The 16,495-nt window shown below is 66.7% G+C and carries 12 protein-coding genes; 6 read left to right on the top strand and 6 right to left on the bottom strand.

Annotated features, from left to right (window positions below; genetic code table 11):
• Nucleotides 1–226: 226 nt before the first annotated feature.
• The gene (gene mqo / locus ACMZPQ_RS14120; RefSeq protein WP_197582758.1) at nucleotides 227–1,921 is read right to left on the bottom strand and encodes a malate dehydrogenase (quinone); all 1,695 of its coding nucleotides are present in this window, start codon (nucleotides 1,919–1,921) and stop codon (nucleotides 227–229) included.
• Nucleotides 1,922–2,128: 207 nt separating this feature from the next.
• Here mqo and ACMZPQ_RS14115 point away from each other — a divergent pair, with 207 nt between their 5' ends.
• Nucleotides 2,129–3,247, top strand: a complete 1,119-nt coding sequence (locus ACMZPQ_RS14115) for a PAAR domain-containing protein (RefSeq protein WP_414486178.1) — start codon at nucleotides 2,129–2,131, stop codon at nucleotides 3,245–3,247.
• Between the two features lie 62 nt (nucleotides 3,248–3,309).
• Nucleotides 3,310–3,732, top strand: coding sequence for a hypothetical protein (locus ACMZPQ_RS14110; protein ID WP_197582756.1), 423 nt, complete (start codon nucleotides 3,310–3,312; stop codon nucleotides 3,730–3,732).
• Between the two features lie 37 nt (nucleotides 3,733–3,769).
• Here the strand turns inward: ACMZPQ_RS14110 and ACMZPQ_RS14105 are convergent, their stop codons facing one another.
• Nucleotides 3,770–4,216 carry a GNAT family N-acetyltransferase gene (locus tag ACMZPQ_RS14105; protein WP_197582755.1) on the bottom strand — a complete coding sequence of 149 codons (447 nt, stop codon included), beginning with the start codon at nucleotides 4,214–4,216 and terminating at the stop codon, nucleotides 3,770–3,772.
• Nucleotides 4,217–4,307: 91 nt separating this feature from the next.
• Entirely contained in the window at nucleotides 4,308–5,213 is a 906-nt protein-coding gene (locus ACMZPQ_RS14100; RefSeq protein ID WP_049457744.1) for a LysR family transcriptional regulator ArgP, read from the bottom strand.
• Between the two features lie 139 nt (nucleotides 5,214–5,352).
• Here ACMZPQ_RS14100 and ACMZPQ_RS14095 point away from each other — a divergent pair, with 139 nt between their 5' ends.
• A complete protein-coding gene (locus tag ACMZPQ_RS14095; RefSeq protein WP_005408523.1) occupies nucleotides 5,353–5,988 on the top strand; it encodes a LysE/ArgO family amino acid transporter in 636 nt (211 codons plus the stop codon).
• A gap of 166 nt (nucleotides 5,989–6,154) precedes the next feature.
• Complete coding sequence (locus ACMZPQ_RS14090) at nucleotides 6,155–8,122, top strand: prolyl oligopeptidase family serine peptidase (protein ID WP_197582754.1); 1,968 nt, start codon at nucleotides 6,155–6,157, stop codon at nucleotides 8,120–8,122.
• 57 nt (nucleotides 8,123–8,179) lie between these two features.
• Here the strand turns inward: ACMZPQ_RS14090 and ACMZPQ_RS14085 are convergent, their stop codons facing one another.
• The 3 genes from ACMZPQ_RS14085 to ACMZPQ_RS14075 all read right to left on the bottom strand — a co-directional run bounded on the left by ACMZPQ_RS14085 (nucleotide 8,180) and on the right by ACMZPQ_RS14075 (nucleotide 11,819).
• Nucleotides 8,180–9,934, bottom strand: a complete 1,755-nt coding sequence (locus tag ACMZPQ_RS14085; protein WP_197582753.1) for a peptide MFS transporter — start codon at nucleotides 9,932–9,934, stop codon at nucleotides 8,180–8,182.
• 120 nt (nucleotides 9,935–10,054) lie between these two features.
• Nucleotides 10,055–11,203 (bottom strand): acetyltransferase domain-containing protein, encoded by a 1,149-nt coding sequence (locus tag ACMZPQ_RS14080; RefSeq protein ID WP_197582752.1) that lies wholly within the window; start codon nucleotides 11,201–11,203, stop codon nucleotides 10,055–10,057.
• A 91-nt stretch (nucleotides 11,204–11,294) separates the two neighbouring features.
• Nucleotides 11,295–11,819, bottom strand: a complete 525-nt coding sequence (locus tag ACMZPQ_RS14075; protein ID WP_312646420.1) for a hypothetical protein — start codon at nucleotides 11,817–11,819, stop codon at nucleotides 11,295–11,297.
• A 296-nt stretch (nucleotides 11,820–12,115) separates the two neighbouring features.
• Between ACMZPQ_RS14075 and ACMZPQ_RS14070 the strand changes: the two genes are divergently transcribed.
• Both ACMZPQ_RS14070 and ACMZPQ_RS14065 read left to right on the top strand, forming a co-directional pair.
• Complete coding sequence (locus ACMZPQ_RS14070; protein WP_414486179.1) at nucleotides 12,116–14,080, top strand: OPT family oligopeptide transporter; 1,965 nt, start codon at nucleotides 12,116–12,118, stop codon at nucleotides 14,078–14,080.
• Nucleotides 14,081–14,343: 263 nt separating this feature from the next.
• Nucleotides 14,344–16,422 (top strand): prolyl oligopeptidase family serine peptidase, encoded by a 2,079-nt coding sequence (locus ACMZPQ_RS14065; RefSeq protein ID WP_312646417.1) that lies wholly within the window; start codon nucleotides 14,344–14,346, stop codon nucleotides 16,420–16,422.
• The last annotated feature ends 73 nt before the right edge of the window (nucleotides 16,423–16,495 follow it).

Genomic DNA, 16,495 nt, shown 5'->3' with positions numbered 1-16,495 from the left:
GTCGTCCAGCACCCGGGGCGGCGGCTTCGGGCACGGCAGGTCCATCTGGGAGAGGCGCGGTCACTGCGCAGGGCGCAAATGTAAATAATTCTTAACAACATTACAATTCGCATCGGCGTGCACAGGTTTTCCGGCGCATGGCAGCGGGCGGCGGATGTCGATCCGCGCAAACGCGAACGGCCACCCGAAGGTGGCCGTCCGTGTCCTGCGACAGGTGCGTGCAGGCTTACAGCGCCTGCAATTCCTCGTTGGCGTTGCGCTTTTCCTTGGCCGGTGCCGGGGTCGGAACCGCGGCCGGTGCAGGCGCTGCCGCTGTGGCGTCCACCGGCACTTCCAGGTACGGCAGGTGCAGGGCCTGGCTGGTCAGCGTTCGGATCTCGTTGGTCAGCGCGGCGCTGTCGTTGAGCTTGCGCCCGTACGACGGCACGATCTCGCGCAGGCGCGCTTCCCAACCGGCCTTCATCTGGTCCGGGAAGGCCTTGGCCATCAGGTCCAGCATGATCGGCGGCGAGGTCGAGGCACCCGGCGAAGCACCAAGAAGGGCGGCGAGGGTGTGGTCCTTGTCGGTCACGATCTCGGTACCGAACTGCAGCACCGGGCCCTTCAGCGGGTCGCGCTTGATGATCTGCACGCGCTGGCCGGCGGTAACCAGCTTCCAGTCGCCCGGCTTGGCGTTGGGGAAATACTTGACCAGTTCGGCCTGGCGGTCGGCATCGTTCAGGCGCGCCTGGCCCATCAGGTACTGCACCAGGTCCAGGTTGTCCTTGCCCACTTCCAGCATCGGGCCGACGTTGTTATGGGTGACCGAGGAATACAGGTCCCACCACGAGCCGTGCTTGAGGAACTTGGTGCTGTACAGCGCGAACGGCCCGAACAGCACCACCGGCTTGCCGTCCAGCTTGCGCGCATCCAGGTGCGGCACCGACATCGGCGGCGAACCGGTTTCGGCCATGCCGTAGGCCTTCACGCCATGGCGCGAGGTCACGTCCTGGCCCTGGAAAGCGAGGAACTGGCCACCGACCGGGAAGCCGGCGTAGTCCTTCGACTCCGGGATGCCCGACATCTGCAGCAGCTTCAGCGCGGCACCGCCGGCACCGATGAACACGAAGCGGGCGTGGGTGGTGGTCTCGGTGCCGGCCTTGAGGTCCTTCACCGTCACGTTCCAGCTCTTGTCGGCGTTCTGCCGCAGCGCGCTCACTTCGTGGTTCAGGTGCAGGCTGAAGTTCGGGCTGCGCTGCAGGCCGGTGGTCAGCTGGCGGGTGATCACGCCGAAGTTGACGTCGGTGCCGAGCGGCATCCAGGTCGCGGCCACCTTCTGCTTCGGATCACGGCCTTCCATCAGCAACGGTGCCCACTGCTGGATCTGCTTGGGATCTTCGGAGTACTGCATGCCGTAGAACAGCGGGTTCTTCACCAGGGCCTGCTGGCGCTTGTGCAGGTAAGCGATGTTGTCATCGCCCCAGACGAAGCTCATGTGCGGGGTCGGGTTGATGAAGTCGCTGGGCTGGCTCAGCCGGCCTTCCTTCACCTGGTGCGACCAGAACTGGCGCGAGACCTCGAACGACTCGGCGATGCCGACCGCACGCTTGGTCTCGATGCTGCCGTCGGGCAGTTCCGGGGTGTAGTTCAGTTCGGCGAAGGCCGAGTGGCCGGTGCCGGCATTGTTCCAGCCATCGGAGCTTTCACCGGCAACGCCGTCGAGGCGTTCGTAGACCTGGATGTTCCAGTCCGGCTGCAGTTCCTGCAGGTAGGTGGCCAGAGTGATGCTCATGATGCCGGCGCCGACCAGCACAACGTCGACGGGCTTGTCGTTGCTGGCGGCGGGCACCGAACGCTGGGTCAGCGGCCAGTACAGGAACAGCGCGGCGGCCAGCAACAGCAGCACGAGCAGGGCGAGCAGGGCCTTGCCAAATTTCTTCATGGGGGGCGGGATCGTTGGCGGAGGGGAGGAGTTCAGGATGCGCATCGAGCAGGGAAAGGGCGTGAAGAAACAACGCCTTGCAGCATCCTGGAGATGATTCTAACCGGAACCGGTCCTGTTTTTGTGCAATGCATCATCCTGCCGCTGGAGCTGTCCGGGTACACTTGGCGGCTCGTTCCACGCACGCCACGGCCATGGAGGGGCCGAATGACGATGTCACGGATGCTGATCGTGGTAGGTGACGCCCTGCAGACGGGCGGTTCGGTACTGACAGGTTCCCCGCACACCGATATCGAAGGCCGCGCCGTGGCACGCGTCGGCGATCGGGTGATCTGTGCCCGGCACGGGCCCGGCTCCATCGTGACCGGTGACAGCACCCTGGTCATCGACGGCCAGCCGGTCGCCCGCGACGGCGACAAGGCCAGCTGTGGTTGCGCGCTGATGGCCGGCAAGCAACAGCGGGCCCACTTGGCGGGCGGAGGCGGAGGTGGCGGTGGCGGTGGCAGCAGCAGCGCGGCGGTGGCGGCAGTGGCGGCGGTGGCCTCGGCGTTGCTGAAGAAGCCGCAGCTGCAGACACCGGGCTTCGCGCCGCCGGGCACCGAAGCACCGCAGTGCTGGGTGAAGGATCATTCCACCCACGTGTCGCAGTCGCCGGATGGACGCTACTTCGAGGCCTATGCGCCCGATGGAACGCAGTACGAGTACGAACTGCACGCCAGCTTCCGCGTCGACGTGCCACTCAAGAGCGGGGGCGACATCGTGGTGACCAGCCGCTTCCGGGTGACTACCCGTGGGCGCGTCAGTGCCGCCCAGGTGGCTGAGGCAAAGCAGCGCCTGCGCGACGGAATCAACCGGCACTGGAACAACCAGTTCACGATCACCGTGGCCGATCCCCAGTGCGGCACGCGGGCCTTCCCCGTCCGGTATGACATCGATTTCGTCGACAGCGGGCAGGACTACTCGGTACTGCTGCACGACGTCTACGAACGTGAGATGGTCAGTGGCAGCGTCATCCATGCATCGGTGGACACCACGCCGTGGACCTACGCGCATGAGTACGGGCACTGCCTGGGCCTGCCGGACGAATACGATGATGCAGCCGTGGAAAACGATGCCATCGTGAAGTTCTTCCTGCCCAGCGGTACGCTGGATACCGAAGAGGTGCAGGCGCCGGAATTCCGCGAGGACAGCGACCCGCTGGCAACCATCATGTCCAGCGTGGACTGCAGCGTGACCCGGCCGCGCCACTGTTACAACATTGGACGCGAGGTACAGGAACTGCTGACCCGCGAGATCGCCCGGGAGATCACATGCACCGTCTCATGATGTCGCTTGCCGTTGTGCTTGCCGCCATGCCTTTCACCGCATTCAGCCAGGAAACGCCCGCCATGATCGAACTCCACGTGCGCTGCATCGACAATGCCCGCTGCCACTTCCTCGGCGAGGACATCCGCGTAGAACTGGAACTGCGCAATGCCGGCAGCGAAGACGTGCAGGTGCCGGCCGAGTTCTACCGCCGGCGCGGGCCCAGCGTGAAGCTGGTGGATCGCCATTCCGGCAAGGAAACATCGCTGGCCATCAATCCGCCCGATGCGCGCCTGCTGAAGTCACCGCAGACGCTGCGGCCGGGTCAGTCCTTCCGCTTCCCGTGGCGCATCCTGCCCTCGGAGATCAGCCGTTTCGCCCTGCGCCCGATCGACGTGTCGGCGGTGTTCAGCGTCAACCTGACACCCGGTGTGCGCGGCGGGCAGGCCCGCGTCGTCAGCAGCGAACTGCATATCACCGACCCGGCCGGCAGTACGCCACGCTGAGCAATGGCCGTTGCGCCGACAACCGGGCCAGCGGGCATCAAGCCAGTTCCAGGATTTCATCCCCGGCGTCATCGAGCTCGCCGGTAGGGCGCCAGCCCAGTCGACGGTAGAAGCCGTGCGAGCGCGAGCGCGGATCGGCAGAGCAGGCCAGGAACAGGCGCTGGTGCCCGGCATCGCGGGTCAGGCTGACCACCTCCTGCAGCAGCTGGCGGCCGATCCCGCGGCCTTCGAAGTCCGGCAACAGGGCGAGCACCAGCACTTCACCGCTGTCGCGGTCGGCGAAGCAGTAACCGGCCATGCGCTCGCCGTCCCAGGCGACGCGCCCGATGAAATCGCCACCGGCGATGCCGGCGGCCCAGCTCTCCGCGGTGATGCCCAACGCCTCCAGTTGCACGGCATTGAAGGCGTTCTCGCGGGTACGCCCGCGCAGGTCGATGCAGGCGGCGGCATCGTCGGGTCGGGCATCGCGCACGGAAACAGGCATGCAGGGCGTCCTTGCAGTCAACGGCCCGCCAGTATCCGCATCGCGCATGGAGCCGGTGTGGAGGCTGCGTGGAGATCGGATGGAGCGTCGCTCAGCGCTTGCGCCGGATCAGCGCCGAGGAGGCGTCCAGCACCGCGCGGGTCAGCAGGGCCATGGTCTGCACGTCGCCCTTCCAGTGCTGCCAGTACAGCGGCACGTCCTCCCACGCGCGCTGCCGCACGTAGACCAGGCGGCCCGCATCCAGGTGCCGCTTGACCAGCGGCAACGGGTTCATCGTCCAGCCCATGCCGCCCAGGTTGGCCTGCACGAAGGCACGGGTGGAGGGAATCCACCAGGTCGGGGCGGTGCTGGGCAGGTCGTCGCCGGCCATGCGCCGGGCAAAGCGCGACTGCATGTCGTCCTTGCGGTTGAACACCAGTACCGGGGCCTGCGCCAGCGCCTGCGCGGTCACGCCCTTGGCGAAGTGGCGCTCGCGGAACTCGGGGGTGCAGGTCGCCGCGTAGCGGATGCTGCCCAGCGCGTGGATCTGACAGCCCTGCACCGGTTCGTCCAGCGTGGTCACCGCGCCCAGCACGGTGCCCTGGCGCAACAGCTCCACGGTGTGGTCCTGGTCCTCCACGCGCAGGTCCAGGGTGGTGCCGGTGCTCTGCGCGAACTGCGAGGCAGCCTGCGGAAACCAGGTTTCCAGGCTGTCATGGTTCACCGCCACCGGGATGCTGGCCTGGGGCAGGTCCTCGTCGGCCAGGCCCATCCGGTGCAGCGCATCGTGTTCGAGCAGGGCGGTCTGCTCGGCCAGCTGCACCAGCACCTGGCCTTCGGTGGTAGCGGTGGCCGGGGTGCCGCGCTTGACCAGCAGGCGCCCGACCCGGTCTTCCAGCGCCTTGACCCGTTGCGAGATGGCCGAGGGAGTGACATTGAGCGACTGCGCGGCGCGGTCGAAGCTGCCTTCGCGGATCACCGCAGCCAAGGCGCGCAGCTGGGCATGGTCGATACGCATCGAATTAAGCTCCGCTAATGTTGGTTTAGGAAGTTTAGCTCGTCTTTTTCATGTTGCGGCGCGACAATGGCGCCCGTTCCGGTGCTGTCCGCCTTCGCGAGGCACCGCCCCCCCCAAGTAATACAAGGCAGTCACTCCCATGTTCTCGGTCATCTCCGCCAGCACCGGCCTCGGTGCCTGGTTCTCTGGTGCAGCTACCGGCATCGGCCTGTTCGCCGTGGTCGGGGCCCAGAGTGCCTTCATCCTGCGCCAGGGCATCCTGCGCAAGCACATCGTGCCGGTGGTCGCCACCTGCGCGGCCATCGATGCCATCTTCATCTTCGCCAGCGTCGCCGGCCTGCGCACGCTCACCTCGGCGTTGCCGTGGCTGACCACTGCCGTGTTGTGGACCGGCGTAGCGTTCCTGGCCTGGTATGCGATGAAGTCGGCGCGCCGCGCGATCGCCGGTGGCGGTGGCATGGGCGAGGCCGACAGCGATGACGGCAGCCGCCGTGCGGTGCTGATGGCCGCGGTCGGTTTCTCGCTGATCAACCCGCATTTCTGGCTGGACATGATGGTGATCGGTTCGATCGCCGAAAACTTCGGCAATGCCCGCATGGCCTTCGCGGCCGGCGTGGTCACCGCCAGCTGCCTGTGGCTGACCGCGCAGGGACTCGGTGCGCGCCTGCTGGCGCCGTTGTTCACCAAGCCCAGCACCTGGCGCGTACTGGACGGCACCATCGCGGTGATCCTCAGCATCCTGGCCCTCACGTTGGCGGTGCGCGGGGTCCACTGACCCGGCGCACGCTCCCCGAACCCACGTCCTGACTCTCTCTCCAAGGTAGTGGTAACGACGGCACCGGCAACGGTGCCGTCGTTTTTTGTGGGCCACTGGCGGATCGTGCGCCGGCCTGCCTAGAATCGGCCAGCCGGGACAAGGGGTCCAGGCAGGGGAGAGAAGGATGCACAAGCGCTGGCTGGCCGCCCTCATCGTGGCGGGACTATGGTGTGGAACTGCTGCTGCGATCGATCTGGGCGCCTACGTGCGGGCGGACAAGTTCGGCGATGTCCTGCTGTCTCCCGGGGGCGATTACCTGGCGGCAACCGTGCCCGGCGACGGCTTCACCGCCGTGATCATCCTGCGTACGGATGACAATACGCCGGTGGGCAACCTGCGGCCGCCACTCAATTCGCATGTCTTCGACATGCACTGGGTCAACAACGATCAGGTGATGTTCGGATTGGCGCAGAAGTTCGGCACCCGTGATGCGCCCTGGGCCACCGGCGAGCTGCTGACTCTGGATGCGCGCACCGGACGCCCGGAGCTGCTGGTGGGCTACCGCGATCTCGGCCTGCGCGTGCGGCCCAAGTACCGGACGTCGGCTGCAGCGTTCCTCAGTGACGCCATGCCGGGCGACGATGCCCACGTGGTCATCGCAGTGGGTGGATCGCGGCTGGATGCCAATGGCTATGCGGCCCAGCTTGAACTGGCAAGCGGCAAGCAGCGATTGCTGGCCCGTGCGCCGATGCCCGGTGCGTCCTATGTGGTGGATGCCCGAGGCGACGTACGTTTCGTACAAGGCGCTGGTACCGACAATTTCCGTCGGCTCTACCATCGCAACGGTGGCGACTGGGTGCTGATCAATGATGAGAAACGCAGTGGTCGCAGCGAAGCGGCACTGGGTTTTTCCGCCGACGGCCAGCTGGCCTACCTGCTCAGCGAGCAGGCCAGTGGCCCCGATGCCATCGTCAGCTGGAACCCGGCGACGCAGGAGCGCAAGGTCGTGCTGCGCGACGATGTCGTCGATCCGGCGCGACTGATCCACCGTCCGGGCAGCACCGTGCCGGTCGGCGCGCTGTTCCTGGGAAACACACCGCGTACCCGGTTCTTCGACGAGAGCTCCGAGGAGGCGCGGTTGTACCGCAGTCTGGAAGCGGCCTTCCCTGGCCGTGCAGTGTTCATTACCTCCAGCACCCGCGACGGCCGCCGCCTGCTGGTGGAAACCGGATCCGGTTCCAATCCGGGCGAGTTCTACCTTTACGACCACGACCGCAACCAGGCGCGCTTCCTGATGGCACGCAGCGAGTGGTTCGACCCGGATACCACCGCTTCGGTGCGGCCGGTCCTGCTGAAGGCGCGCGACGGGTTGGACCTCCATGGATTCCTGACGTTGCCGCATGGCAGTACCGGCCGTGACCTGCCGATGGTGGTGGTGCCGCATGGTGGGCCGATCGGAATATTCGACAATGGTAGTTTCGATCACGAGAACCAGCTGTTGGCCGCTGCCGGCTACGCGGTGCTGCAGATCAATTTTCGTGGCTCGGGAAACTACGGCCGTGCCCACAGCCGGGCCGCACTGAAACAATGGGGTGGCACGATGCAGGACGACGTGACCGACGCCACGCGCTGGGCGATCAGCGAAGGCATCGCCGATGCCCGGCGCATCTGCATCTATGGCGCCAGCTACGGTGCCTACTCGGCGATGATGGGCGCTGCCCGCGAGCCGGGGTTGTACCAGTGTGCGGCCGGCTATGTGGGTGTCTACGACCTGCCGCTGATGTTTACCGGAGGCGACATCCAGGGCCGCGATTCAGGGATGAGCTACCTGCGTGAGTGGCTGGGTGATCCGGCCAAGCTGGGCGAGTTCTCGCCAGTGAACCTGGCCGAGCGGATCAAGGTTCCGGTGTTCCTGGCGGCTGGTGGCGAAGACCGGCGCGCGCCTGCCGAGCACACCGAGCGCATGGAAGCGGCACTCAAGCGCGCCGGTACGCCGGTGGAAAGCCTGTACTACAGGACCGAGGGCCACGGTTTCTACACCGAGGCCCATCGCCGCGAGTATTACGGCAGGCTGCTGGCGTTCCTGTCGCGCAGCCTGGGTGGCAAGACCGCGACGGGCGCAGTTGCAGCCGGAAAGGACAAGGCGCCGTGAACTGGCAGGGCGACGGATGATCGGTCCGCCGCCCCCGTTTTCCACATGCGCGCGGCCTCACTTCACCCCGTGCATCATCCGCTTCAGCAGCGGCGCGGCGATGAAGGCCGCCAACGCGCAGCCCAGGCCGATCCACATCAGCAGCCAGAACAGGTGCGCGTAGGCACCGGCCGCGGCCACCATGTCCAGCGATTCGCCTTCCGGCACCTCGATCGCGGCCAGTTTGCCGAACAGCGCGGCCAGTGTTTCCGAGAATGCAGTGGCCAGGAACCAGGTGCCCATCATCAGGCTCATCACCCGCGGCACGGCCAGTTGGGTCACCGCGGACAGGCCGACCGGCGACAGGCACATCTCGCCGCTGGCCAGCAGGAAGTACGCCAACACCAGCCACCACACGCTGGCCATCTCGCCCGTGGCGCCCACCTGCTGCGCCGCCAGCGCCAACGGCACGAACGACAGCGCACCGATCACCAGGCCCCATGCCGACTTCACCGGCTTGCCCGGCTCCCAGCCGCGGCGGTCCATCCAGGTCCACAGTGCGGCGAAGGCAGGCGCCAGCAGCACCAGGAACAGGCCGCCAAGATAGGTGAGCGAACCGGCGGTCTGCGGGATCACCAGGCAGTCACGCACCAGCAGCACCAGCATCAGCACCACGATGGCGGCGAAGAAGGTGCGTGGCGCGGACGACCCCGGACGACGCTCGGACAGTCGCGCGCTGACCACGAAGCCCAGCGGCGCCAGCAGCAGCGAAATGATCGACCAGGGCAGCGGGGTACCGCCGGTGATCACCAGCGACGGCACGATGTCCTTGGTCAGCAGGCGGTCGGTGAAGGTCACCCACGAGCCATACGACTGCTCGTACATCGTGAAGAACACCAGCGCCATGAAGATCAGCACCATCAGCGCGATCATCTGCTGGCGCTGCACTGGCGTGCATTTCGTGCCGGTGAACCAGGCGAACCAGACCAGTACGCCGCCCAGCACCACCAGCATCAGCATCAGTGCCAGGCTGATTTCACCGCCCAGCGCGAACGCGCCGTTGCCGGCGGCCCACATCAACCACGCCACCGGCAGCACGCCGAGCACCGCGCACAGATAGATGAGCCATTCGCGCGGCAGGCCCAGCACCTTCTGCTTCAGCGCAGCCGGCTGCGGTGGTTCGGCATGGCCCTGCAGGTATCTCTGGCCCCACAGGAACATCGCCAGGCCGGCCAGCATGCCGATGCCGGCGGCGCCGAAGCCGTACTTCCAGCCGTACGCCTCACCGAGGAAGCCGCACACCAGCGAGGAGAACAGCGCGCCCAGATTGATGCCGGCGTAGAACAGCGAGAAGCCCGAATCGCGGCGCGGATCGTCCTGCGGGTAGAGCTTGCCGACGATGGTGGAGATGTTCGGCTTCAGGAAGCCCACGCCCATGATGATCAGCGCCAGCGACAGATACGTCACCGCCAGCGCCGAGGTGTCACGCACCACTTCGCCGTTCACCCGGTACGCCGCGTGGCCTTCGAAGGCCATGCCCAGGTGGCCGAGCACCAGCAGGATGCCGCCGAACAGCACCGCCCGGCGCATGCCCAGCCAGCGGTCGGCCAGCATGCCGCCGAACACCGGGATGCAGTACACCAGCCCGCCGTAGGCGCCGAGCAGGTCCAGCCCGGCCTTGTCGCCGAACAGGTGGTACTTGGTCAGGTACAGCAGCAGCAGCGCCTTCATGCCGTAGAAGGAGAAGCGCTCCCACATCTCGGTGAAGAAGCAGACGTAGACGCCCTTGGGATGGCCCAGGAAGTCGTCGGAGGCGGTAGCGGCAACGGTCATCGACGGCGGGAACAGCGGAAAGGGCGCGATTATAGGCCTGCAGCCGCGCCCGCGCCCGGTAGCGCCCCGCCAGCCTTCAGTAGATCCACACCATGCGTGGATGGCCGCCCGATTGACGGGCTACAGGTAGCGCAGCCAAGCCAGGTCGCGGCGGCGGGCCTTGAACCGGCCGAACAGCAGCGTCGGCGGATACATCGCCACCGCCAGCGCGCAGGCCACCAGCAGCAGGCCGGCCACCGAATCCAGCGCGTACAGGCTGCCGTGGGTGGGCCCCCACGTGGCCAGCGCAGCCACGTACAGCAGCTTCAGCACATACAGGTGCAGGAGGTAGAAGAACATCGGCGCAGCACCGATGTCGGCCAGCGGGCGCAGGGCGCGGGCCACCGGCGGCCATTCGTACAGGCGCAGCAGCAACAGGCCCACGCCCAGGGTGAGCAGCAGGAACTGCAATGACGGCGGATACTTGGTGATGTTGAACACGCTCATCCACGTACGCAGCGTGCTGGTCTGGTACTGCCACGGGGCATCCCCATACTGGTTGGCGAACCGCAGCAGCGCGAACAGGGCCAGCATGCCGAAGCCTGCCCACAGCAGCCAGCGCTGGCGCTGCGTCGGATCGCGGTCGCGGGCGAACCATGGCCCCATCAGGTAGCCCAGTGCGATCACCCCGATCCACGGCAGCACAGGGTACGACGTGCGCAGGCGCAACGCGCCGGCCTCGATCCAGTCACGCTGGTGAAGCACTTTCCACAACACCGCCAGCAGGCCGTCGCCTTCCACGCGCACGCCATCGAACAGGTTGTGGCCGGCCACCAGCAGCACGCCCAGCACCAGCAGCGCCGGGCGCGGCAGCCACAGCAGGCCGGCCAGCGCGATCATGCTCAGGCCGATGGCCCAGATCACCTGCAGGTACAGCGTGTCCGGCGGGAACTGGAAGGTCCAGGCGAAGTTGACCAGGGTCAGTTCCAGCACCACCAGGAACAGGCCGCGCTTGAGCAGGAAGGCGGCGATGGCGCGGCGGGGGTCGGCCTGGCGTTGGCCGTACAGCCACGCCGACAGGCCGGTGAGCAGCACGAACACCGGGGCGCACAGATGCGCAAGCAGGCGGCAGGCAAACAGGGCAGGGGACACGCTGGCCGCATCCATCGGGTCGCTGACCTGGTGCTGCAGGAAGAAGGTCTCGCGCACGTGGTCGAGCAGCATCAGCAGCATCACGGTGCCGCGCAGCTGGTCGATGGAGGCCAGGCGGGGAGAGGGGGAGGGAGCCACGTGCGATGCTCGGCCGGCGTGGCAGGATATAACATAACAATATCGGGCTTCCAGTATGCGCCGAGAGGTGCCGACGAGCACGTCCATCAGCTCAGGGCAGGCAGACCGCGGGACTCCAGCCCAGAGCGTCGTCGTAGCGGACCTGGATCGCCCGCAGGCTCCCGTCGGCGTTTGCCTTCACGCAGAATCGGGCGTTGTAGAACCGGGTGGCGCCGGCCCTGGTGGCCGACATCGAGACGTCGTACAGGCGTCCTGGCTCCAGCGGCATTGCCGTTTGAATTGCAACGGCATTCGCTGGCACTTCTCCATAGAGCACGCAGGCTCCGGGGGGAAGCGGGAGTGACGCGGGATAGGGGAAGTCGAAAGACCATAGCCGCCGCAGCGGTGGAGTAATCGCGTCATGCACCTCCACACCAAACACCTGTGGAGTCTCACCGATACGCTTGCGCTCTTTCTTGGGAAGCCCGAAACAGGGCTTCCCGGCGTGGTCGGTGACCTCGACGGCGCCTATGCGACTCCAGGCAGATGCGTGATCACAGAGTGGCATCAGGCAGAAGCAGGCCACGATGGCTATCACCAGCGATTTGATCGGGACAATCCGCAGCGCGTTGTTCATAGGCCAAGCCAGCGTCATTCATGTGGGCCGTGGTGACGATGCACGCGGCGTTGGGATGTTTCAAACTGCACTGCCTGGAACACTGCAGCGATGGCTGGCCTCGGTCCATGCAGGGCAAGGGAGCCGTTGGTCCCTGAAGCTCCCGTGGGATATGCCCGATGCGCCCGATACGTTGACCGAGTTTGGCCAAAAACGACTATCTCACTCACGGCCCGCCCGCAACCTCCCGAACCGCACTGGACGTGACGCCCCCCGAACGCTAGCGTGCAAGGGATTTTTTGCCAGCAGGGGCTTCCATGAACCACGACGCTGCGCCCAAGCAGCTCACCTTCCGCGCAGTGGCCCTGGCCATCGTGCTGGCGGTGGTGCTGTCGGCCGCAAACGCCTACCTCGGTCTGTTCGCAGGCCTGACCATCGCCACCGCCATTCCCGCCGCGGTGATTTCCATGGGCGTGCTGCGCCTGCTGGGCGGTGGCTCCATCCTCGAGAACAACATCGTGCAGACCGGTGCTTCGGCCGGTTCGTCGATCGCCGCCGGTGTGATCTTCACCATCCCCGCGCTGGTGATCATGGGCTACTGGCCCGACTTCAAGTACTGGTGGGTGCTGGGCATCGCCGGCCTGGGCGGCCTGCTGGGCGTGCTGTTCTCGGTGCCGCTGCGCCGTTCGATGATCGTCGAAGACCCGCTGCCGTTCCCGGAAGGCAAGGCCGCCGCCGAAGTGCTCAAGGCCGGTGAAAACCCCGGCCCGGGCCTGAAGATCCTCGGCTTGTCGGCGGTGATTGGTGCCTTCGTCAAGCTGGCCGCCGAAAGCGGCCTGCGCCTGATTCCCGATGCCTGGGCCACCTCGGCCTACGTCGGCAGCTCCAAGGTCACTGCCTTCATCGGCACCAACCTGTCGCCGGCGCTGCTGGGCGTGGGCTACATCGTCGGCCTCAACGTCGGTATCGTGGTGGTGTCCGGTTCGATCCTGACCTGGCACATCGCCATTCCGATCTACCAGGCGTTCTTCATGAACACCGATCCGGCGCTGGCCGCGTCGGTTGCTGCAGCTTCGTCCACCGAGGCGGCGTTCGCCATCTGGGGCGCGAAGATGCGCTACCTGGGCGTCGGCGCGATGCTGATCGGTGGCATCTGGACCCTGATCTCGCTGCGCAAGTCGCTGCTCAATGGCGTCAAGAGCGGTTTTGCCGCCGCGCGCAAGAGCGGTGGCCCGGTGCTGGCGCACACCGAGCGCGACCTGCCGATGAAGTGGATGCTGGTGGCCCTGGTGGCCTTCGTGCTGCCGCTGCTGGCCCTGTACCAGGCCATCGTCGGCCAGTGGCATGTGTCGATCCCGATGACCCTCATCATGATCGTCGCCGGCTTCCTGTTCGTCTCCGTCTCGGCCTATCTGGCCGGCCTGATCGGTTCGTCCAACAACCCGGTCTCGGGCATCACCATCTCCACCATCCTGTTCGCTTCGGCGGTGCTGGTGGTGCTGCTGGGCGCCGACGGCCTCAAGCCGGTCGGTGCCGGTGGCGCGCCGCTGGGTGCGGTGGCCGCGATCATGATCGGCGCGGTGGTGTGCTGTGCCGCCGCAGTGGGCGGTGACAACCTGCAGGACCTCAAGGCCGGCTACATCGTCGGTGCCACCCCGTGGAAGCAGCAGCTGATGCTGGGCATCGGTGCGTTCTCGTGCGCGCTGATCATGGCCCCGGTGCTGAACCTGCTGGCCACCGCCTACGGCATCGGCGTGAAGTCCGAACTGCACCCGAACGCGTTGGCCGCGCCGCAGGCCAACCTGATGGCCTCGGTGGCCAAGGGCCTGTTTGGTGGCGAGCTGCCGTGGACCTTCATCGGCATCGGTGCCGTGGTCGGCGCCGCGATCATCGCCTTCGACAGCTGGCTGAAGTCGCGCAACGCCCGTTTCCGCGTGCCGGTGCTGGCCGCCGCCATCGGTATCTACCTGCCGCTGGAGCTGATGGTGCCGATCTTCCTCGGTGGCCTGATTGCCTACCTGGTCGAGCGTTTCCACAAGGTGCGCGCCGATGGCGAAGAAGGCCGCGACCGCGTGCACAAGCCGGGCGTGCTGTTCGCTGCGGGCCTGATCACCGGCGAAGCGCTGATGGGCATCGCCATCGCGGTGCCGATCGTGGTCAGCAGCCGCGCTGACGTGCTGGCCGTGCCGTTCCACCTGCCGGGCGCACAGTGGATCGGCCTGGCCGTGCTGTTCCTGGTCGGCTGGCTGATCTACCGCACCGGCAAGCGCGCCGTGGCGTAATGCACGGGGTCGGATCCCTTCCCAACGGGAAGGGCTCTGACCCCAGGTTTGATGGGTAGTGCCGGCCGCTGGCCGGCAACGCCGGAACGTTGTGAGATCCCATGGTTGCCGGCCAGCGGCCGGCACTACCGCAGACCGCGCTACGGCGCGGTTTGCTTTTTCTGGCGGCGGGGCCGTCCCCCGTCGCGGCCATGACCGATGGCCTTGGCAGCCCCGGCCGCACGGGCCTACCATCGGTTTTTTGCCGTCCTGCGGAGACCCCGATGAAACTGCGTCATGCCCTGCTGCCACTGAGCCTGCTGGCCGCCCTGCCCAGCGTTGCCGCTGCCCGTGGCCTGGAAGTCCGCGACATGGTGGCGATGGACCGCGTTTCCGCGCCGGTACTGACCGCTGACGGCGGCACCGTGGTGTTCGCCAAGCGCAGCGTCGATGCCAACCTGAAGGCCTCCACCGCGCTGTTCGCGCGTAACCTGCGCACCCGCGATGCGGCCCCGCCGCAGCAGATCACCCCGGCCGGCTGGAGCGTCAATTCGGCCTCGCTGTCGGCTGACGGCCAGACCGTGTACTTCCTCAGTGCCAAGAACGGCAGCCAGCAGCTGTACGCGCAGCCGCTCAGCGGCGGCGCGCCGCGCCAGCTGACCGACTTCGCGGTCGACGTGGACAGCTACCACGTGTCGCCGCAGGACGACCGCGTGCTGTTCAGCGCGGGCGTGTTCCAGGCGTGCGCCTCGGACCTGGCCTGCACCGAGAAGAAGCTCAAGGACAACAAGGACGCCAAGGCCAGCGGCAAGGTCTTCGATTCGCTGTTCGTGCGCCATTGGGATACCTGGAACGACGGCCGCCGCAACACCCTGTTCGTGGCGCCGCTGCCGGCCGCAAAGGCCGGCCCGGTCAAGGGCGCTTCGGCGCTGAGCGCCACCATCGATGGTGATGCGCCGTCCAAGCCGTTCGGCGGCAACGATGATTTCGTGTGGTCGCCGGATGGCGCCAGCGTGGTGGCCAGCATCCGCGTGGCCGGCAAGCAGGAGCCGTGGTCGACCAACTTCGACCTGTACCGCTTCGATGCCGCCGGCAAGCAGGCGCCGGTCAACCTGACCGCCGCCAACCCGGCCTGGGATGCCGGCCCGGTGTTCAGCGCCGACGGCAAGACCCTGTTCTACCGCGCGATGAAGCGCCCGGGCTTCGAGGCCGACCGCTTCGGCCTGATGGCGATGGACCTGGCCAGCGGCAAGACCCGCGAGATCGCCCCGCAGTGGGATCGCTCGGCCGGTGGCATCACCCTGTCCGCCGACGGCGCCAGCATCTACACCACCGCCGATGACCTGGGCGAGCATCCGCTGTTCCAGATCGACGTGGCCAGCGGCAAGGCCACCAAGCTGATCGGCGACGGCAGCGTGACCGCGGTCGACGTGGCCGGCAACAGCGTGGCGATCACCCGCAACAGCCTGAAGAGCAACGACCAGGTGCTGGTCGGCCTGCTGCCGGCCGCGGGCCAGCCGATCGGCGAGCTGCGCGCGCTGACCCCGGCCGCTGGCGACGTGCTGAAGGACGTGTCCTTCGGCGACTACGAGCAGTTCGAGTTCAAGGGCTGGAACAACGACACCGTGCACGGCTACGTGGTCAAGCCGCACAACTACCAGGAAGGCAAGTCCTATCCGGTCGCGTTCCTCATCCACGGTGGCCCGCAGGGCAGCTTCGGCAACGGCTGGAGCTACCGCTGGAATCCGCAGACCTATGCGGGCCAGGGCTACGCCGTGGTGATGATCGACTTCCACGGCTCCACCGGCTACGGCCAGGCCTTCACCGACGCGATCAGCCAGCACTGGGGCGACCGCCCGCTGGAAGACCTGCAGAAGGGCTGGGACGCAGCGCTGAAGAAGTATTCCTTCCTCAACGGCGACAAGGCCTGCGCGCTGGGCGCGAGCTACGGCGGCTTCATGGTCAACTGGATCGCCGGCAACTGGAACAGCCCGTTCAAGTGCCTGGTCAACCATGACGGCGTGTTCGACCAGCGCATGATGGGCTACGCCACCGAAGAACTGTGGTTCACCGAGTGGGAGCAGGGCGGCACCCCGTACCAGAAGGCGGCGAACTACGAGAAGTTCAACCCGGTCAATCATGTGGCGGACTGGAAGAAGCCGATCCTGGTCATCCACGGCCAGCAGGACTTCCGCATTCCGGTCGAGCAGGGCCTGGCCGCGTTCACCGCTGCCCAGCGCCAGGGCATCGAATCGAAGTTCCTGTACTTCCCGGATGAGAACCACTGGGTGCTGAAGCCGAACAACAGCATCCTGTGGCATGACACCGTCAATGCCTGGCTGAAGCAGCACATCGGCGAATAAGCGCCTCCGGCGCCGCCCTCCGTGGCGGCGCTCTGCTTTCTGGTAGTGCCGGCCCTGCTGCTGTGCTATCTGC

Source organism: Stenotrophomonas maltophilia (genome assembly GCF_047497515.2).
Taxonomy (GTDB): Bacteria; Pseudomonadota; Gammaproteobacteria; order Xanthomonadales; family Xanthomonadaceae; genus Stenotrophomonas.
The sequence above is the reverse complement of the archived record's forward strand: the minus strand, read 5'-3'. Positions and strand labels throughout refer to the sequence as shown.